The following is an 18,926-nucleotide window of genomic DNA, read 5'->3' as shown; positions in this document are numbered from 1 at the left end:
TTCCGCGGAGACGGTCTGGATTGCTTCGTCGCCAGCGCAAAATTGCTTCGCAATTTTGTTGCGGGCTCCTCGCAATGACGAGGAGAGAGCCTACGCCGGCGTCAGCTTCGCCACTTCCGGCTTCATGTCGTTCAGCACGCCCGTGATCGCCGCGATGAGCTCGTCGATCTGGGCCTTGGTGACGATCAGCGGTGGGCAGATGGCGATGGCATCCAGCATGTTGCGTGAGATCACGCCGCGCTCCTGGAGCATGCGGCTGGCGATGCCGCCGACGGCGCCGGGCGTGCTGGCGGCGGTCTTGCGCCCCTTGTCGAGCACGAGCTCGATCGCCGCGATCATGCCGACGCCGCGGACCTCACCGACCAGCGGATCGCTCGTGAGCTCGCGCAGCTTGCCCTGCATGTAACCGCCGAGCTCGGCGGCGTGCGCGACCAGGCCGCGCTCCTCGATGATCTTGAGATTCTCCAGCGCAATGGCCGAGCCGACGGGATGGCCGCCCGCGGTGAAACCATGGCCGAGCACGCCGATCTTGTTGCTCTCGTCCGCGATCGGCTCGAACATGCGGTCGTTCAGGATGATCGCCGACAGCGGGAAATAGCTCGAGGTGATCTGCTTGGAGACCACCATCACGTCCGGCTTGATGCCGTAGGTCTCGCAGCCGAACATCTTGCCGGTACGGCCGAAGCCGCAGATGACCTCATCTGCGACCAGCAGGATGTCGTACTTCTTCAGGACGGCCTGGATCTTGTCCCAATAGGTCGCCGGCGGCACGACGACGCCGCCCGCGCCCATCACCGGCTCGCCGAAGAAGGCCGCGATCGTATCCGGGCCCTCCTTCTGGATCAGCGCGTCGAGCTCCTCGGCCCGGCGCGTCGCGAACGCCTCCTCGCTCTCACCGGGCGCGCCGTCCTTGTAGAAATGCGGCGAGCCCGTGTGCAGGATGTTGGGCAGCGGCAGGTCGAACGAGCGGTGGTTGTTCGGCAGGCCGGTGAGGCTTGCCGAGGCAATGGTGACGCCGTGATAGGCGCGCATCCGGCTGATGATCTTCTTGCGCTGCGGCTGGCCAAGCGAATTGGAGCGATAAGCGATCAGCTTGAGGACGGTGTCGTTCGCCTCCGAGCCGGAATTGGTGAAGAACACCTTGCTCATCGGCACCGGCGCGAGCGCCACCAGCTTCTCGGCGAGGTCGATCGAGGGTCCGTGCGATTTGGCGGAGAACGTATGGTAGAACGGCAGCGCCAGCATCTGCTTGTGCGCCGCCTCGACCAGCCGCTTCTCGTTGAAGCCGAGCCCGACGCTCCACAAGCCGGCCATGGCCTCGAAATAGCGCTTGCCCGACGCGTCGAACACGTAAGGACCCTCGCCGCGCTCGATCACCAGCGGACCGGCCTGCTGATGCGCGCGCGCGTTGGTATAGGAATGGAGCTGGTAGGCCACATCCCGGGCCTCTTGCGAATTGGGCAGCATGGACATTGCGGGATTCCTCAACGGTGCGTCATTGGAGGTCATGACGCAGACCTGTCCAAACGACGAGCTTGTCCAAAGAAAACGTCGACATCTTGGCTATTGCGGCAGGCCGCAACTTGCAACGTCATTTCGTTGGCAACAAGCGCACACGAGCGTTGCAGGAAAGCAGCGCTGGCACTTCGGCAGGATATATCGCCTCGGCTAGCCTCGCCGTGCCAGCACGAAGGCCGCCGCCGCGGCGATCAATGCCGGGACGGCCGCAGCTCCAAACAGCGGCTGCGGTCCCATGTCGCGGGCCAGCATGACGCCGCCGATCAGAGGCCCCACGATCGAGCCGATGCGGCCAATGCCCAGCGCCCAGCCCACGCCGGTCGACCTGATCGCCGTCGGATAGAAGGTCGCCGTCAGCGCGTTCGAGGCGATCTGTCCCCCGACGATGCAAAATCCCGACGCGAAGATCGCGATCGTAACCAGGACGATCGAATGGCTGGCCATGCCGACGGCCGCAACCGCGACCGCCGCCACGAGATAGGTCAGCGACAGCGCGCGAAACGAGAAGCGGTCGATGAACTGGCCGAGCGTGAACGTGCCGACCACGCCGCCGACCTGGAGCATCGCACCAATCGCGGCCGCGCCCGAAACCGACACGCCGAGATCGTTCAGCACGGTGGGCAGCCAGTTCGACAGCAAATACAGGTCGAGCAGGCTCATGAAGAACACGACCCAGAGCAGAACCGTCACCGAAGCGCGGCCCTCCGCAAACAAATGCGCGACGCGCAATCCCGACAATTTGGGCTCCTGGACAACGAATTTGGCATTGCCGGCGAAGGATACCCCCGGGGCTATCTTTTGCAGGAGGTTCGCCACCTCGCGGTCGCGGCCGCCCATCATCGCCAGGAACCGGATCGACTCCGGCAACGCCTTGAAGAGGAAAGGCAGAAGCAGCAGCGGCACGAGGCCGCCGACGAGGAACACCGAGCGCCAGCCGAAAGCGGGGATCATGGCGGCTGCCAGCAGCCCGCCCAGGGCCGCACCGATCGAAAAGCCTGCGAACATGATCATGACCATGGTGGCGCGGCGGCGATGCGGGCTGAACTCGGAGGTCAGCGCAATCGCATTGGGCATTGCACCGCCGAGACCAAGACCGGTCAGAACGCGCAACGCGATCAGCCAGGTCGTGTCCACCGCGAACACGGTGAGCAGCGTCCCGATGCCGAACACCAGCACGCTTGCGAGGATGATGCGGCGGCGACCGATCCTGTCGGCCATCGGACCGAAGATCAGGGCGCCGATCATGAGACCCAGAAGCCCCGCGCTGAACACCGGTCCGAGGCTCCCGCGTGCCAGCTTCCATTCCTGCGCGACTGCAGGCGCGACATAACCGATGGCCTGGGTGTCGAAGCCGTCGATGAACAGCACCGCGGCGCAGACGAGCAGAACCCGGATCTGAAAGGCGCCGACCGGCTGACGATCGACATAGGCGGGAACGTCGACCGTGCCCGACACGATCTCATCCGTAGCTGTGACAGCCATGCCCAACCCCTCCCCGGCAGCTCATGCACTATTATTCTTCTTAAAATCTCTTATAGTGAGATTATAGCGAAGGCAAGCCGCTACCGCGCCGCCGTTTTGCGGCCGGCGCGAATGCGGGTATCACGGCGAATACGCGAAGCTGGATCGAATCTCACTTGGTCAAAGCAAACAGTCAGGATCGGGTTCTTGCCGTGCTCGATCTCTTCACCGAGGCACGGCCGCAATGGTCGCCCGAAGAGCTCATGAAGGAGCTCGGCTACACAAGGCCGACGCTGTATCGCTATCTGAAGAGCTTGAAGGACAGCGGCTTCGTGATGCCGACGCGCGGCGGCCGGTTCGCGCTTGGCCCGCGCGTGGTGGAGATGGACTATCTCAGCCGCCGTTCCGATCCGCTGATCGCAGCAGCCACCCCGTATCTGGAGCGGCTGTCGGCCGCGCACCCCTGTACGGCCCTAGTCGTGCGCTGGTATGGCGAAAAGATGCTGTGCGTGGCTTCAATCGCCTCTGTCGTGAATCCCGTAAGCAGCTATCCGCGCGGCCGACCGATGGCGATGGGACGTGGGGCAATCGCGCGCTCGATCATGGCCTTTCTGCCCAAGCAACGCGTAATGCCACTGGTGACGCGCTATGCCGCCGATCTGCGCAGCGTCGGCGTCGGCGACACCTCCGACGAAATCCTGGCAGCGCTGAAACGCGTGCGGCGCGCCGGCGTCGCCGTTGCCTTTGGCGAAGTGACACCGGGCGCGGTCGGGATCGCCGCGCCGATCCTCGATGCGGGCTACCCGATCGCAAGCCTCTGCATCACGATCGCCGGACCACATGCCAAGGGCGAGTTGATCGATCGCATCAGCGCGGAGGTCAGCGAAGCGGCCCGGCAAATCTCCGAGGCAATGACATGCTAATCTCACTATTTGAGATTTTACTTGACGAAATCCGTGCGACATCTCATGAGGACGAGCGATCGCGCCTCGCGCGATGACAATCGTGGGGAAGCGATGTGAGGCAGGCTTCAGCGGATAGCGACGCGCCCGTCGTGATCGTCGGCGGCGGACCGGTCGGGATGGGTCTGGCGATCGGCCTTGGCCAGCGCGGCATCAGCACCATCGTCGTGGAACGCCACGAACAGCCGCAGCCGATCCCCAAGGGACAGAACCTCACGCAGCGGACGATGGAGCATTTCCATTTCTGGGGCGCGGAGGCAGCGCTGCGCGCGGCCCGCACCATTCCTCCCGACTATGGCATCGGCGGAATGACCAGCTACGGGACGCTGCTCAGCGGCTACAATTACAACTGGCTGCAGCGCGAACTCGTCCGCCCCTTCTATTTCACCGACAACGAACGCCTGCCGCAATACGCGACCGAAGCCGTGTTGCGGCAACGGGCGGCACAGCTTCCCTCTATTGACCTGCGATACGGCTGGACCTGCCGGGATGTCCGGCCTGACGCCGAGGGCGTGAGCCTCGACATCGAAAATCGCGACGGGATGATGCAGAGCCTTCGCGCCGACTACGTGATCGGCTGCGATGGCAGCCGATCGATCGTGCGCGAACGCGCCGGCATCACCCAGACCCGCTCCGACCACGATCGGCTGATGGTGCTGCTGGTGTTTCGCTCCGTCGAATTGCATCGACTGCTCGAGGCCTTTCCAGGCAAGTCGTTCTACAGCGTGTTGCATCCGGACCTCGAGGGCTATTGGAAGTTCTTCGGCCGGGTCGATCTCGGCAGCACCTGGTTCTTCCATGCCCCCGTTCCCGCGGACACCACCGCCGACAATTTCGATTTCCGACGCTTGCTGCACGATGCCGCCGGCGCACAATTCGACATCGAGTTCGAGCACATCGGATTCTGGGATCTTCGCTTCACGGTCGCGGACAGCTACCGCGCCGGCCGCGTCTTCGTCGCCGGAGATGCCGCGCACAGCCATCCGCCCTACGGCGGCTATGGCATCAACACCGGCTTCGAGGACGCCGCAAATCTGGCGTGGAAGCTCGCCGCGACGCTGCAAGGCTGGGCGCCAGCCGGTCTGCTCGACAGCTACGATGCCGAGCGGCGTCCGGTGTTTGCGTCCACTGCGCGCGATTTCATCGAGACGCCGATCTTCCGCGACCGCGATTTTCTTCGCCGGCACGATCCAGCGCGCGATCGGGCGGATTTCGAGGCCGCCTGGCACGAGCGGCACTCCGGCGCGCGCGCCGAGGTCAACGCCTTCGAGCCGAATTACGAGGGGTCACCAATCGTCTTTGGTCCGGCCGGCGCTGTCTGCAGCGCGATCGGCTCGCACGCCTATCCGGCGCGCGCAGGTCATCATCTCACCCCGCAACCTCTGTCGTCAGGCAAAAACGTGTTCGAGGAATTGGGCGACGGCTTCACCTTGATCGATCTGACGGACGGCGCCGCGGCAACAGCTCTCGAGCAAGCCGCCGCGCGGCTTGGCATCCCGCTGACGGTGATCAGGGACACCGCATCAGGCGGACGCGAGAAATACGAGGCGCGGCTGATCCTGGTGCGGCCCGATCAATTCGTCGCCTACGCGGGCGACAACGCTGATGACGCATCCGATATCCTGATGCGCGCCATCGGCCGATCCTGAGAGAAACGCTTTCGCCGCAGGCCCGAAACCCTACGCCGCGCCGTCGTCATCCTCTTCGTCGGCAGCGCGAGCGGCTTCCCTCACCTCCACCAGCGCCATCGAGAGCAGATAGACCGTCGTGGGCAAGCCGACGCTGCGCGCCGTCTCCACAGCACGCGACAAATCGCTTGCCAGCTCCTTGAGCTCGTCCCCCCGTGACAATGTCCCACCCCATCCATCCGCCGACCACGGCCGCCTAGACCGCGATGGCGCCGCTGGTTCTGATCAGTTCGGCGCTGGCATGGACTGTAGCAAAATTCCCGATCACATTCACCACCGACTGCTTGTAGACGGCGGCATCGCCCGTGCCCGGCTGCCGGCAGGCCACGGCGTCAGCGACGATCTGGTAGCGATGGCTGCGGTGAAACCCGTCCACGGCGGTGGCCAGGATGGTTTCGTCCAGGGAAAAGCCGACCAGAATGCAGCGCACATTGCGGATATTGGACATGTAGTCCACGAACCGCGAAGAGCTGTAGGCCGACGGCAACGGGTGCTCGAAAGTCATTTCGCCGGGTCGCGGCTTCGCCTCCGCGATCCAATCGGTCAGCCTGGATGCCGGATTGAACCACGCCGCCTGGGCGATGCGCTTCAGATGCATCACCGGCCAGAGATTGGTGCGCCACAGTGTCAGGAGCTCCAGGCAGCGCACGGTGGCGGCTTCGCCGTCGAGGATGACATGGCGACGCCCGGGGGTCAGATATTCGACCTGGAGATCCGCACAGACCAGGATCGACGGATCATCGGTAATGGAAGCCAGCATTGTCTTGCGCAGAGCTGCACCAATTTCAGTGATCGGCGAGTGCGAGGTCCCGTAGCGGCGAGGTCACCGCCCGCCCCGCGGATGCGTCGAGCACGCCGGGCCGGTCCCAATCGCCCTCGGGGCGAATGATCACATAGGGATCGCTGTCCAGCGTGATGGCGTCCGGCCCCGGCTCGATCTCCAGCAGCATCTCCGTGTAGGAGAAATCCGAGAAGGTGATCTTGCGGTTGTGACCGAGCGGCTTGGCGCCGAAATGAGCCCAGAAATCGACCAGCCGGTCCTGCGCCTGGCCGTAGATCTTGCGAAAGCCCTTGCGCTTCACATAGTCGACGCTCGCCTGGACCAGCTTGAACGAGACGCGCGAGCGCCGATATTGATGACGCACCGCGAGCCGCTCCACCTTGGCGAAATCCCCGAAGAAGCGTACCCGCAGGCAACCCGCAGGCTCGTTGCCGACGTAACCGATGAAGTGCGCTGCGACCATGTCGTTGCCGTCGAACTCCTCGTCGAACGGACAATCCTGCTCGGCGAGATAGACCGCCGCGCGAATGGCGGTGACCAGCATGAGGTCGTTGGGATCGCGCGCGAGGCGAATGGTGATGGCGCGGGAGTCGGGCTTGGCGAGGGGAATCCTAGTGCCGTGCATCTGCAAAACTCCTTGTTTGGATGATCGCGCCCGGCATCCGCATCGGCTGCCGATGCCAGGGCCGCTCGTAACACCAGAGATCGGGCTGGAAGCTCGGGACGGGGTCGAATCCCGTCGCCTTCATGATGTCGCGTCCGGCCACGGTTGACGGCTGCGCATAGCAATCCGCGCCGCGAAACCTTACCTGACGTAGATGAGCCGCGGCCTTGCCGAGACCGGCGATACCGCGGCCCGTCGCCGCGATCGCCCAGATGTAGATCGCTGCAACGTCTTCCTTCGCGGAAGCGAGATAGCGCGTCTCGGGTGCGGTCAGGCAGATCTCGTCGAGCAGCAGCGCATCATGTCCGCGGTCGTTGAGGAACAAGAAGGCCATGCCGCCGACCAGATTGCCCTTGCGACTGAACGTCAGGATGCTCTGAGGATCGAACGTGAAATATCGTGCAAGCTCTGCCGTTCCGATCTGCACACCCGGCACCAGCCGGTGCGCCATGTCGGAAAGCGCAGCAATTTCGGAAGATTGCGCACATCGGACATCGACGTCCGGACTGAGCGGCAATGCATCGAAATCATGCCTTGCGGCAAAGGAGCCCCTTTCCATACTCATGTCACCCCTCTATCGTCCGAGGATTTAGTGCCCCGCTATGACGATGACCTTAGCGGTTGGGGATCTGGCGTATGCAGCAGTTATTGCACCGGGGTGCTGCTTTGATGCAGCACCGTGAAGAAGCCCTGGACGCGTCCTGGGACGATTTGAAACTCTTTTTAGCGTGCGCAAAATATAAAAGTTTCCGCAACGCGGCCGAAGAACTCGGCCTCACCTCCACCACGCTGATGCGCAGGATCGACCGGCTCGAAGAGAGCATCGACTGCAAGCTGTTCCTGCGCGACCAGAGCGGACTGACGCTCAGCGATGAAGGCGCCGCGATGATCGCCGACGTCGCGCATATGGAGCGTCATGCCTTCAACGTCTTCCGGCGTGCCTCGCGATCGTCGAACGACACGTCAGGCACCGTGCGCGTCGCGGTGACGGAAGGCCCCGGCAATTTCTGGATCCTGCCGCGGCTGATCGATTTCCAGAAGACCTATCGCAAGATCACCGTCGATCTGCGCTGCGCGATGGAGCAGGCCGACGTCGCCCGGCTTGAATCCGACATCGCGATCCAGCTCGAGCCGCCGACCAATCCCGACCTGATCGTCGCCAAGCTCGGCCGCCTGCACATCTATCCCTTCGTCTCCAGGGAATACGAGAACCTCTACGGCGTGCCGGCGTCCCTCGCCGAGTTGAAGAACCATCGCATCATCAAGCAGAGCGCGCCGCAGGTCGACGACGGCGCCTACGCCCGCGTGCTTGGACTGAAGTCGCTCGAAGGCATCGTCGGGATCAAGACCAACTCCTCGGTCGGCGTGCTCTATGCGGTGGAGCGCGGCGCCGGCATCGGCTTCCTGCCGACCGTGTCGATCGCGCTCGGCGCACCGCTCGTTGCCGTCGATCTCGGTGTCAGCCACCACGCCGATCTCTGGCTCACCTATCACAAGGAATTCCGCAACTCCGAGCGCCACAAGATCGTGGTCGACTGGCTGAAGAAGATCTTCGATGCCAAGACCTATCCCTGCTTCCGCGACGAGTTCATCCATCCGAATGCGCTGGTGCCAATGATGACGGCCGCGCGCGAGGGCTTTGGGCTAACGGGTTATGTCGCGGCAACGCCAACTTAGGCGAAGGGGGCACTTCGCCCTCACCATCTGTATTCGAAGCCGACCGTGCCTTGGTGCGACGTCAGCTCGTTGCGGAACTTACCATCATAGTTGATGTAGAGCCGCGCGACGCTGGTGAGGCTGAGCGAGGCCGAGGCGCCGGCATCCATGCCGTAACGGCTCTCCCCGATGCCGGGAACGACGATGCTCTGGGTGCCCAGGCTGACCTGCACCGATCCCAGGTTCTGGTAGAAATTGTCGACGAACTTGCCGTAGGCCGACAGGTCCAGGATCTTCTGGTCGTAGATGAAGTAGCGCCCGATCTCCGCGCCGATCATTACGCGTGCGCGTGAGAGTGCCGAGGAGCCGACGTTCAATGGATCGAGCCCTCCGGCCTCCTGGAACGCAGCGCTGGTGGCGCGCACATATTCGAGCGCGCCCTTGGGCACGATGCGCATCTGGTCCTTGGTCCAGTAGTAGCTGATCTCGGTCAGGCCACCGTCGATCGCAGCACGATAACCCGCGGTCGCAAGACCAACGCCGGTGTCCCTGCTGGAACGGACCTTGCCGAAACCGTGCACCACCGCGAACGCCCAGGTCCACGGTCCCTTGTCGACCGAGCCGTTGAAACCGATTTGCGTCAGGTCGAGCGTCGCCGATTGGAGCGCCAGCGGCACGTCGATGTCGGTATGGCTCTGGTCGAAGGAGAAGCCGAGATTGACGCCCGGCGCGACCCGCGCGCCGAAGCCGGCGACACCGCCAAACGTCTTGCGCTTGTCGCCAAGGAAATCGCCCTGCGCGTCGGTCCGGACCGAGATGCCATAGCCTTCGAACCAGGTGCGGTAGAGCGGATCCTCCGTGCTCGCCGAGGCGCCGCCCCCACCGGGATTGGTGCGCGATGCACGGTTGACGCCGCTAGAGGCCTGGTTGCCGAGCCGCTCCAGGAAATTGGAGCCAAGATTGAGCGCACTGTTGCCGGCCGACTGGTCGTAATTGGTCGCGGTCGGCATGGGGGTCGGTGACGGCGCGGGTGTCGGGGTCGGGGTCGGCGTGGGCGTCGGGCTCTGCGCAAACGCTGATGTCGCCGACATCATCACGACGAGTCCAAACGCCATGACGAGCGCAGCCGCGATCCGGCGGACACGGCCCAGCCCGACCGTCTGCCGTGTCCCGGAGAGCTGCAGGGCGCAGCGCATAACGACCAATCCCGAAGCAAAGTGGCGGAGCGCAAAAATGCAACACGAACGGCGCGCGCTTGCGGCGATTTGTGCCGAACTGCCACGCAGGGTCAACCGGTTGGCGCGCTGGAGCGGGGCTATTGCCTCGATTGTGGTTCCCTTGCCACAGGTCGCAAATAGCAGACAGCGACACCCGCCGCGATCTTGAAAGCCGTGCACCGCTTGCTAACGCGCGAATTTCATGTTGCAATATTGGACACAATCGGAATTGGCCGCTCGGCTGTGCGTTTCGCGACATTGAGACTCGAACAGACTACCGGAAGCCCGTTTGTGGCGTGGCACGCGAAACTGCGGCTGCGTCTTTTTTGTATCTAGTGGAGGAGATGAGCGATGCCGCAAAAGGGCACCGTCAAATGGTTCAACCCGACCAAGGGCTATGGGTTCATCAAGCCGAACGGCAGCGATAAGGACGTGTTCGTCCATATCTCGGCCGTCGAGCGTGCCGGACTCTCGACCCTTAATGAGAACCAGGTGGTTGAATACGACCTCGTGGAGAACCGCGGCAAAGCATCCGCGGAGAACCTCAAGGTCTCCTGATTTCTCTCAAAGCCTCGCGCGAGAGATCGTGACGATGCCCCCGGCTCTGCCGGGGGATTTTGTTTGCGAAGACGAAACACGGTGCGACGGCGCTTCAGCGCACCACCGGCGATACCAGGAAATTCTCCGAGGGCCCGCTTCCGTCCGTCCTGCACACATCGCCCTCGATCCGAACCTTGCCGGTCGCAAGCAGCCGCAGCGCTTCGGGATAGATGCGATGCTCCACCTCGAGAATGCGCTCCGACAGCGTAGCGCCCGTGTCGTGGTCGCTGACGGGAACCGCGCCCTGCATCACGATCGGGCCGGCATCGGTCTCGGGGATGACGAAGTGCACTGTCGCACCAGACAGTTTGACGCCGGCGCGCAAAGCCTGACCGTGCGGGTCCAAACCCGGGAACGACGGCAGCAGCGAGGGATGGATGTTGAGCATCCGACCGTACCAGGCCTTGGTGAACTCGGCCGTGAACAGGCGCATGAAGCCACCGAGACAGATCAGCTCGATGCCGTGCTGGTCGAGCGCGGCCTGCAGCAGCTTTTCGAAGCCGGCCCGGTCCTTGCCGAACGGTTTGCTCTCGATCACCAGCGTGTTCACGCCGCTCGCCTTGGCGCGTTCGAGCCCTAGAGCGTCGGCCTTGTTCGAGATGACGAGCGAGATTTCCGCCGGAAAATCCGGTGCAGCAGCGGCCCTGATCAGCGCGGACATGTTGGAGCCGCGGCCGGAGATCAGGATGGCGACGCGCCGCTTCATCACAGCGCCAGTCATCACGGTGCCAGGTCGAGGTGGCCGTTATAGACGACACGATGCTCGCCCTCGGCCGGAATCACGGTACCAAGCTGCGCCACCGTCTCACCGGCATCGCTGAAGACCTGCACGACCTGATCGACCTTGTCGGGCTCGACGATCGCGATCATGCCGATGCCGCAGTTGAAGGTGCGCAGCATCTCGAGCTCGGCGATGCCGGCTTGGGCAGCCAGCCATTTGAACACTGGCAGCACCGGCAGGCGCGCCAGATCGATGCCGACGCCAAGATGGCTCGGCAGCACGCGTGGAATGTTGTCGGTGAAACCGCCGCCGGTGATGTGGGCAAGCCCCTTCACCGCGCCGGTCTCTCGGATCGCACGCAGGCAGGATTTGACGTAGAGCCGCGTCGGCGTCAGCAGCGCGCCGCCGAGCGTCATGACCGGCGCGAACGGGGCCGGCGCCTCGAAGCTGAGGCCGGACTGCTCGACGATCTTGCGCACCAGCGAGAAGCCGTTGGAGTGCACGCCGGACGAGGCAAGGCCAATCACGGCATCCCCCGCGGCGATGTCCTTGCGCGGCAACAAGGTACCGCGCTCGGCGGCGCCGACGGCAAAGCCGCCGAGGTCGTAGTCACCGTCCTTGTAGAGGCCGGGCATCTCGGCGGTCTCGCCCCCGATCAGGGCGCAGCCGGATTCGCGGCAGCCTTCGGCGACACCGGCGACGATCGAGGCGGTCGCCTCCGGGTCGAGCTTGCCGCAGGCGAAATAGTCGAGGAAGAACAACGGCTCGGCGCCCTGCACCACGAGGTCGTTGACGCTCATGGCGACGAGGTCGATGCCGATCCCGCCATGCAGGCCGGTCTCGATCGCAATCTTGACCTTGGTGCCGACCCCGTCGGTGGCGGCAACCAGGACGGGGTCCTTGAAACCGGCCGCCTTGAGGTCGAACAGGCCGCCGAATCCGCCGATCTCGGCGTCGGCGCCGGGCCGCGCGGTGGCGCGCACCATCGGCTTGATCAGATCGACCAGGCGGTTGCCCGCGTCGATATCGACGCCTGAATCGGCGTAAGTGAGGCCGTTTTTGCGGTCGGTCATGCCCGATTTCCAGTGGGTTTGCGGCTGGTTACGTCGAATTCCGGGGACGCGCAATGGCAAGCGTGGCGCCCCGCCCTATACTATGTAGATATCAACCGGTTCAGCCTTCAAACGGGCCGGATTCGAGATCAGGCCGGGTGCCAGGAAGCGCCGCGTGAGTATTCCGAATATCATTACCCTGGGCCGCATCATGCTGGTCCCAATCATCGTCTGGGCCATCGTGTCGAGCCAAATGGAGGTTGCGTTCGCCGTCTTCCTCATTGCCGGCGTGAGCGACGCGGTCGACGGCTTCCTCGCCAAGCGCTTCAACATGACGAGCGAGCTCGGCGCCCTGCTCGATCCGCTCGCGGACAAGGCGCTGCTGGTCTCGATCTATCTGGCACTGGGGATCTGGGGCGACATCCCGCGCTGGATCGTGATCCTGGTGGTGTCGCGCGACATCATGATCGTCGCCGCCGTGATCGTGTCCTGGCTGTTCGACAAGCCGGTCGAGATGAAGCCGTCGAAGGTGTCGAAGCTCAACACCGCCGCCCAGGTGGCCTATGCGGCGCTGGTGCTGGCCTCCCTGGCCTTCGGCTTCAAACCGGCGCCCTATGATATGATCCTGATGGGCCTCGTCACGGTCTTCACGCTCTCTTCCGTGTCGCTCTATCTCGTCGAGTGGCTGCGGCACATGAGTACGATCGAAGCCAAGTAGCACGATCGAGGCCAAATGAGCCGGGATGCGGCCCCGCAAAAGGCCAACTCCCGCTCGATGACGTCGAATCTCTTCAAACGAAGCCGGCGCGCCGGCACGGAGCACAGCAAGCGTGGCAGGCCGCGTTCATCCCCGACAATTGGCATTCTCGCTTCCGCACGCGGAGAGCCTCAGCCGGGATAATTTCCTCGAAGGCCCCGCCAACGAAGCCGGTCTTGCCCTCATCGATGCCTGGCCGGAATGGCCGAACCGGATCATGTGGCTGGCTGGCCCGGAAGGAAGCGGCAAGAGCCATCTCGCCGCGATCTGGGCCGAGGCTTCAGGCGCCCGCTCGACCACAGCCAATGGGCTGACCGCCGAAAACGTCCCGGGCGCGCTCGCCACCGGCGCGCTGGTGGTTGAGGATCTCAAGGCAAAACAGTTCGACGAGCGGGCCCTGTTTCATCTGATGAACCTCGCCCGCGAGGATGGGGCCTACCTGCTCTTCACCGGCCGCGAGGTACCGGCGTCGCTCGAGATCGAGCTGCGCGACCTGCGCTCGCGGCTGCGCGCGGTGCCTGTGATCTCGCTGCTGCCGCCCGACGACCAGCTCTTCCGCGGCCTGATCGTCAAGTTCTGTGCCGACCGCCAGCTCACCGTGGATGAGAGCGTGGTCAGCTACCTCGCCACCCGCCTGGAGCGGTCCTCGGCGGCCGCGCGGGAGGCCGTGCAGCTGCTCGACAGCGAGGCCCTGCGCCTCGGTCGCCCCGTCACGCGGGCGCTGGCCGCCGAGCTGCTTCGGGACGCCTGACCCTTCCGCCCTGGCTCCAAGGCCGCTTGACGCGGCGCAGCGGCGGAACATCAATGTCATCGAAACGTCATCGGACTAACACATGCTCCCGCCGGTTTTGCGCATAAGTCGCAAATTGGGGCGAACTGGATGGATCGACTTCTGATGGACTCTGCGCAAGCTGTTGAAATTAAAGAAAAAGCCCCGGAGACCGAGGGCCTGCCGGCGATTGCCTCAAGTCCCGAGCGCTTCATCAATCGCGAGCTCTCCTGGCTGCACTTCAACCGCCGCGTCCTCGAGGAAGCGGTCAATCCCAGCCACCCCATGCTGGAGCGGGTGCGATTCCTGTCGATTTCAGCGAATAACCTCGACGAATTCTTCATGGTCCGCGTCGCCGGCATCAAGGCCCAGATCCGCGAGGGCATCGCCGAGCGCAGCCCCGACGGCCTGACGCCGTCCGAGCAGCTCGCGCTGATCAACCGCACCGTCTCGCAGCTTGCCTCCGACCAGCAGGCGATCTGGCGCGACCTGCGCGGCACGCTGGCCGACGTCGGCATCGTGCTGGTCGACGGCAAGGACGTCACCAAGGCGGAACGGACCTGGATCGAGGACTACTTCCTCAACAACGTGTTTCCGCTGTTGACCCCGCTCGCGATCGACCCTGCTCACCCCTTCCCGTTCATTCCGAGCCTCGGCTTCACCATCGCGCTCCAGCTGACGCGCGCCGCCGACGGCAAGCAGATGAACGCGCTGATTCGTATGCCCGGCAAGATCGACCGCTTCATCCGGTTGCCGGCCGAGGGCAAGGTCGTGCGGCTGATCTCGCTCGAGCAGGCGACCGGGCTGTTCATCAACCGCCTGTTCCCCGGCTACAATCTCCACGGCCAGGGCGCCTTCCGCATCATCCGCGACTCCGAGCTCGAAATCGAGGAAGAAGCCGAAGACCTCGTCCGCCTGTTCGAGACCGCTCTGAAGCGCCGCCGCCGCGGGTCGGTGATCCGGCTCGAGATCGACGGCAAGATGCCGGAGGAGCTGCGCAGCTTCGTGCAGCATGCGCTGTCGGCCGCCGACGACGAGGTCTTCCTGGTCGACGGCGTGCTCGCCATGAACGAGCTCTCGCAGCTCACCCGCCTCGACCGGCCCGATCTCGAATTCACCCCTTACGTACCGCGCCATCCCGAGCGCGTGCGCGAGCATGGCGGCGACATCTTTGCCGCGATCCGACAGAAGGACCTCGTCGTCCATCATCCCTACGAATCCTTCGACGTGGTCGTGCAGTTCCTGCAGCAGGCCGCCCGCGATCCCGATGTCGTCGCGATCAAGCAGACGCTCTACCGCACCTCCAACAACTCGCCGATCGTGCGCACGCTGGCGGAAGCAGCCGAAGCCGGCAAGTCCGTCACCGCGCTGATCGAATTGAAGGCGCGCTTCGACGAGGAAGCCAACATCCGCTGGGCGCGCGACCTCGAACGCGCCGGCGTGCAGGTCGTCTACGGCTTCCTCGAACTGAAGACGCACGCGAAGCTCTCGATGGTGGTGCGCCGCGAGGGCGGCGGCCTCACCACTTACGTCCACACCGGCACCGGCAATTATCACCCCGTCACCGCACGTATCTACACCGACCTCTCCTACTTCACCTCGGATCCGACCATCGGCCGCGACGCGGCGCGCGTGTTCAACTTCATCACCGGTTATGCCGCGCCGAGCGATCTGGAAAAGATGGCGGTGTCTCCGCTGACGTTGCGCAAGCGCATCATCGAGCACATCCAAGGCGAGACCGCGCATGCGCGGCATGGCCGCCCCGGCGCGGTCTGGATGAAGATGAATGCGCTGGTCGACCCCGACATCATCGACGCGCTCTACGAGGCCTCGCAAGCCGGCGTCCAGGTCGAGCTCGTCGTGCGCGGAATCTGCTGCCTCAGGCCCGGCATTCCAGGCCTGTCGGAGAACATCCGCGTCAAGTCGATCATCGGGCGCTTCCTGGAACACGGACGAATCTACTGCTTCGGCATGGGCCAGGGCCTGCCGAGCGCGAAAGCGGCTGTGTATATCTCCTCGGCCGACATGATGCCACGCAACCTCGACCGCCGCGTCGAGGTGCTGTGTCCGCTGCAAAATCCCACGGTGCATCAGCAGGTTCTCGAACAGATCATGGTCGCGAATCTGAAGGACAATGAGCAGAGCTGGCAATTGTTGCCGGACGGGTCCTCGACGCGTATGAAGACCGCGAAGGGCGAGGAGCCTTTCAACGTCCACAACTACTTCATGACAAATCCGAGTCTATCTGGCCGTGGAAAGTCGCTCAAGGAATCCTCGCCGCGCCGTCTCACGCGCCGTAATGAACGTCATCAGTCTTGATCCGGGATCGAGGACGTGAAGCGGCCGCGTAAGCGCGGCTCGAGCGTCGCGGTCATCGATATCGGTTCCAACTCGGTCCGTCTCGTCGTCTACGAGGGACTGACGCGGAGCCTCATTCCGATCTTCAACGAGAAGACGCTGTGCGGCCTCGGGCGCGAGGTGCAGAGCACGGGCCTGCTTGCGCCCGATGCCGTCGACAAGGCGCTGACCTCGCTGAAGCGGTTCCGGGCCCTGTGCCGCGTCATGCAGGTCGGTCGCGTGTTTGCGATTGCGACCGCAGCCTGCCGCGATGCCTCCAACGGCCCCGACTTCATCGCGAAAGCCGAGCGCATCTGCGCCGTGAAGATCGAGATCCTGTCGGGCCCGCGCGAGGCGCGGCTGTCGGCGCTCGGCGTGATCTCCGGCATCCATCATCCCGACGGCATTGTCGGCGATCTCGGTGGCGGCTCGCTCGAGCTGATCGACGTGCGCAAGAACAGCGTGCGCAGCGGCGTGACGCTGCCGCTCGGTGGCCTCGCGCTCCAGGACCTCGCGCACAAATCGCTCAAGCGCGCCGACCGCATCGTGCGCGAGGAGCTCGACGAGGTGCCGCAGCTCACCGCCGGCCGCGGCCGCACCTTCTACGCCGTCGGCGGCACCTGGCGCGCGCTCGCGCGCATCCACATCATCCAGAGCGGCTATCCGCTCCAGGTAATGCACGGCTACTCCATTTCCGCAGCTGAAGCGCTCGACTTTTCGCGTCGTCTCCGCCGGCTTGCGGCCGCCGACATGCTGGCCGACATCGAGATCGTCGCGGATGCCAGGCGCCCGCTCCTCACCTATGCGGCGCTGGTGCTCGAGCACATCATCCGCGTGGCGAAACCCAAGTCCATCGTGTTCTCGACCTTCGGCGTGCGCGAGGGCCTCTTGCACGAGAAGCTGTCGGAATCCGAGCGCAACAAGGACGGGCTGATCTGCGCCGCGGAAGAGCTCAATCAGCTGCTGTCGCGTTCGGCAAAGCACGCCCGCGAGCTGATCGCCTGGACCGACCGCCTCGCGCGCGTGGTGAAGCTGCGCGAGACCGAAGAGGACCGCCGCTTGCGCCACACCGCGTGCCTGCTCTCCGACATCGGCTGGCGCGTGCATCCCGACCATCGCGGCGAGCAGACGCTGAGCCTGGTCGTCAACGGCAATTTCGGCGCAATCACCCACACCGAGCGCGCCTTCGTCGGCCTGTCCGTGTTCTACCGCTATGCGGGCCTGAGCGAGGAAAACCAGCCGCCGGTGACCATGCAGGAACTGCTGACACCGGCCCAGCTCGAACGCGCCCGTCTGCTGGGCGCGGCGTTCCGCGTCGCCCATCTGATCTCGGCGGCACGTCCGGGTGTGCTGCCGGCCACGCATTTCCGCAGCCAAGGCCGCAATCTGATGCTGGTGTTCGAGCACCGGCTCGTCGACCTCGTCGCCGACCGCGTCGGCAGCCGCTTCCGCGCCCTCGCCCGCCTGATCGGCCGCTCCGGCTCCATCGTGCGGCGCTAGAGCATGATCCGGAAAAGTGCGCAGCGGTTTTCCGGATCATGCTCAAACAACAACCTAAAGCGCGATAACGATTCATTCCAATCTCATCGCGCTTTAGACCCGCTGGCCGGTTCTGATTCTCCCTGGACGCTTCTTGAGCCACATGATCGCGCCGCTGATGAACAGGGCGAGAGGTGCGAAGCCGGTTGCGAACACGAGCAGGCGCCCGATCAGCCCGAACGTCGCGCCGTTATGGATCCAGAGCTGTTCGGCCAGATAGCGATCCCCCATCGACATCGCGGCCGAAGTGCGATCGTGCACCACTGCGCCACTCCATGGATCGAGCCAGATCGCCCCCCGGGCACGTACCGCGGGATCAGCACCCGCGGCCCGGAACTGCACCCGCCACGTGTTGCGCGTTTCGGTGGGCGGGCTCAGCATGGCAACCGCCATGCCCGGCTTGGCCGCTTGCGCGCTCCGCATGATCGCATCGGGTGATAGCGGCGGTGTCCCCGTGGGGGGCGGCGCTTCGATCCGCGGCGACGGATCGGCTGTCGGTTGCGACACAAGGCCAACGATGGGAGGCACGACGTCGGGAAAAATGATCCCGACGCCGGTCATCGAGATCACCGTGAGCGCGAGCAGCGCCCAAAAGCCGGCCGTGCCGTGGACGTCGAAAACAAATCGAAGCAGCGAAACGTCCTTCCGGACCGACACCGATCGCCAGAATCGACCCGGCCTCGGCCACCACAAGATGACGCCTGACATGGCCAGGCCGAGCAGCATGAACCCGGCAACGCCGACCAGCTCTTTGCCCCACCACTCGTAGAGCAGCAGCGTGTAGTGCAGACGATAAACCTTGAGGGAGAACGCGTTGATGTAGTCACGCCGCCCGAGCACCTTCCCGTTCGAAGGATCGACCATGGTCGTCCAACGATTCGGGTAGCGGCCTTTCGCAGTTTCATGCGCATGTATCACGACCCAGACCGGCCAAGTCCGATCCGGCGCGAGGATCGTGGCAATCGGCGCGGGATCCGCTGCCGCGGCCGCGCGCATCACCTCGCTCAACGTAGCCTCTCGTTCCCGACCGGCGGGAGTGTAAAGCGCCGGGTTCAGGGCGGCGTCGATTTCCCGATAGAAGACGATGAAGCTACCCGTGAGGCCGATCAGCACCACGACGATGCCGCCGAGCAATCCGAGCCATCGATGAGCCCACAGAAGCCCACGCCGTGCGCGTCCGGTGAGGTTCGGGGCCGGCAACATC

At 64.4% G+C, this 18,926-nt stretch carries 18 protein-coding genes; 8 read left to right on the top strand and 10 right to left on the bottom strand.

The features are described 5' to 3' along the window. Nucleotides 1–90: 90 nt before the first annotated feature. Nucleotides 91–1,473, bottom strand: coding sequence for an aspartate aminotransferase family protein (locus CT676_RS21330; RefSeq protein WP_135215304.1), 1,383 nt, complete (start codon nucleotides 1,471–1,473; stop codon nucleotides 91–93). A 195-nt stretch (nucleotides 1,474–1,668) separates the two neighbouring features. Continuing rightward, nucleotides 1,669–3,000, bottom strand: a complete 1,332-nt coding sequence (locus CT676_RS21325; RefSeq protein ID WP_193560898.1) for an MFS transporter — start codon at nucleotides 2,998–3,000, stop codon at nucleotides 1,669–1,671. Between the two features lie 155 nt (nucleotides 3,001–3,155). Here CT676_RS21325 and CT676_RS21320 point away from each other — a divergent pair, with 155 nt between their 5' ends. Next, entirely contained in the window at nucleotides 3,156–3,902 is a 747-nt protein-coding gene (locus CT676_RS21320; RefSeq protein ID WP_135215303.1) for an IclR family transcriptional regulator, read from the top strand. Between the two features lie 95 nt (nucleotides 3,903–3,997). After that, nucleotides 3,998–5,590 (top strand): FAD-dependent monooxygenase, encoded by a 1,593-nt coding sequence (locus CT676_RS21315; protein ID WP_275552117.1) that lies wholly within the window; start codon nucleotides 3,998–4,000, stop codon nucleotides 5,588–5,590. A gap of 30 nt (nucleotides 5,591–5,620) precedes the next feature. Here the strand turns inward: CT676_RS21315 and CT676_RS46085 are convergent, their stop codons facing one another. The 4 genes from CT676_RS46085 to CT676_RS21300 all read right to left on the bottom strand — a co-directional run bounded on the left by CT676_RS46085 (nucleotide 5,621) and on the right by CT676_RS21300 (nucleotide 7,639). Further along, nucleotides 5,621–5,752 carry a hypothetical protein gene (locus CT676_RS46085; protein WP_256468603.1) on the bottom strand — a complete coding sequence of 44 codons (132 nt, stop codon included), beginning with the start codon at nucleotides 5,750–5,752 and terminating at the stop codon, nucleotides 5,621–5,623. A gap of 73 nt (nucleotides 5,753–5,825) precedes the next feature. After that, a complete protein-coding gene (locus tag CT676_RS21310; RefSeq protein ID WP_063983663.1) occupies nucleotides 5,826–6,389 on the bottom strand; it encodes an isochorismatase family protein in 564 nt (187 codons plus the stop codon). A 25-nt stretch (nucleotides 6,390–6,414) separates the two neighbouring features. Beyond that, nucleotides 6,415–7,035: a GNAT family N-acetyltransferase gene (locus tag CT676_RS21305; protein ID WP_063983664.1), complete on the bottom strand. Its 621-nt coding sequence runs from the start codon at nucleotides 7,033–7,035 to the stop codon at nucleotides 6,415–6,417. Beyond that, nucleotides 7,022–7,639, bottom strand: a complete 618-nt coding sequence (locus CT676_RS21300) for a hypothetical protein (RefSeq protein ID WP_063983665.1) — start codon at nucleotides 7,637–7,639, stop codon at nucleotides 7,022–7,024. Before CT676_RS21300 ends, CT676_RS21305 begins: the two co-directional genes overlap by 14 nt. A gap of 71 nt (nucleotides 7,640–7,710) precedes the next feature. Here CT676_RS21300 and CT676_RS21295 point away from each other — a divergent pair, with 71 nt between their 5' ends. After that, nucleotides 7,711–8,751, top strand: coding sequence for a LysR family transcriptional regulator (locus tag CT676_RS21295; protein ID WP_071914600.1), 1,041 nt, complete (start codon nucleotides 7,711–7,713; stop codon nucleotides 8,749–8,751). 20 nt (nucleotides 8,752–8,771) lie between these two features. On the opposite strand, the gene CT676_RS21290 is transcribed toward CT676_RS21295, so the two are convergent. Then, nucleotides 8,772–9,926 (bottom strand): autotransporter outer membrane beta-barrel domain-containing protein, encoded by a 1,155-nt coding sequence (locus tag CT676_RS21290; protein ID WP_135215302.1) that lies wholly within the window; start codon nucleotides 9,924–9,926, stop codon nucleotides 8,772–8,774. Between the two features lie 372 nt (nucleotides 9,927–10,298). Between CT676_RS21290 and CT676_RS21280 the strand changes: the two genes are divergently transcribed. Beyond that, entirely contained in the window at nucleotides 10,299–10,505 is a 207-nt protein-coding gene (locus CT676_RS21280; protein ID WP_007591938.1) for a cold-shock protein, read from the top strand. Between the two features lie 94 nt (nucleotides 10,506–10,599). Here CT676_RS21280 and purN read toward each other — a convergent pair whose 3' ends face one another. Further along, nucleotides 10,600–11,253 (bottom strand): phosphoribosylglycinamide formyltransferase, encoded by a 654-nt coding sequence (purN, locus tag CT676_RS21275; protein WP_166105757.1) that lies wholly within the window; start codon nucleotides 11,251–11,253, stop codon nucleotides 10,600–10,602. A gap of 14 nt (nucleotides 11,254–11,267) precedes the next feature. Beyond that, on the bottom strand, nucleotides 11,268–12,341 hold the full coding sequence (gene purM / locus CT676_RS21270; RefSeq protein ID WP_071914604.1) for a phosphoribosylformylglycinamidine cyclo-ligase: 1,074 nt from the start codon (nucleotides 12,339–12,341) through the stop codon (nucleotides 11,268–11,270). 154 nt (nucleotides 12,342–12,495) lie between these two features. Here purM and CT676_RS21265 point away from each other — a divergent pair, with 154 nt between their 5' ends. The 4 genes from CT676_RS21265 (at nucleotide 12,496) to ppx (ending at nucleotide 17,683) form a co-directional block, all read left to right on the top strand. Continuing rightward, complete coding sequence (locus tag CT676_RS21265; protein WP_063983669.1) at nucleotides 12,496–13,038, top strand: CDP-alcohol phosphatidyltransferase family protein; 543 nt, start codon at nucleotides 12,496–12,498, stop codon at nucleotides 13,036–13,038. Nucleotides 13,039–13,150: 112 nt separating this feature from the next. Continuing rightward, a complete protein-coding gene (locus CT676_RS21260; RefSeq protein WP_135215301.1) occupies nucleotides 13,151–13,828 on the top strand; it encodes a DnaA/Hda family protein in 678 nt (225 codons plus the stop codon). Between the two features lie 144 nt (nucleotides 13,829–13,972). After that, nucleotides 13,973–16,165: an RNA degradosome polyphosphate kinase gene (locus CT676_RS21255; protein ID WP_063983670.1), complete on the top strand. Its 2,193-nt coding sequence runs from the start codon at nucleotides 13,973–13,975 to the stop codon at nucleotides 16,163–16,165. Nucleotides 16,166–16,180: 15 nt separating this feature from the next. Continuing rightward, a complete protein-coding gene (ppx, locus tag CT676_RS21250) occupies nucleotides 16,181–17,683 on the top strand; it encodes an exopolyphosphatase (protein ID WP_041957841.1) in 1,503 nt (500 codons plus the stop codon). A 93-nt stretch (nucleotides 17,684–17,776) separates the two neighbouring features. On the opposite strand, the gene CT676_RS21245 is transcribed toward ppx, so the two are convergent. Further along, a complete protein-coding gene (locus CT676_RS21245; RefSeq protein ID WP_275552118.1) occupies nucleotides 17,777–18,925 on the bottom strand; it encodes a PepSY-associated TM helix domain-containing protein in 1,149 nt (382 codons plus the stop codon). Nucleotide 18,926: the final 1 nt, after the last annotated feature.

It is taken from the genome of Bradyrhizobium sp. MOS001, assembly GCF_004634465.1.
In the GTDB taxonomy this organism is placed as follows: Bacteria; Pseudomonadota; Alphaproteobacteria; order Rhizobiales; family Xanthobacteraceae; genus Bradyrhizobium; species Bradyrhizobium barranii.
Note: the sequence above shows the minus strand (reverse complement) of the source record. Positions and strands in the feature narration are given on the sequence as shown.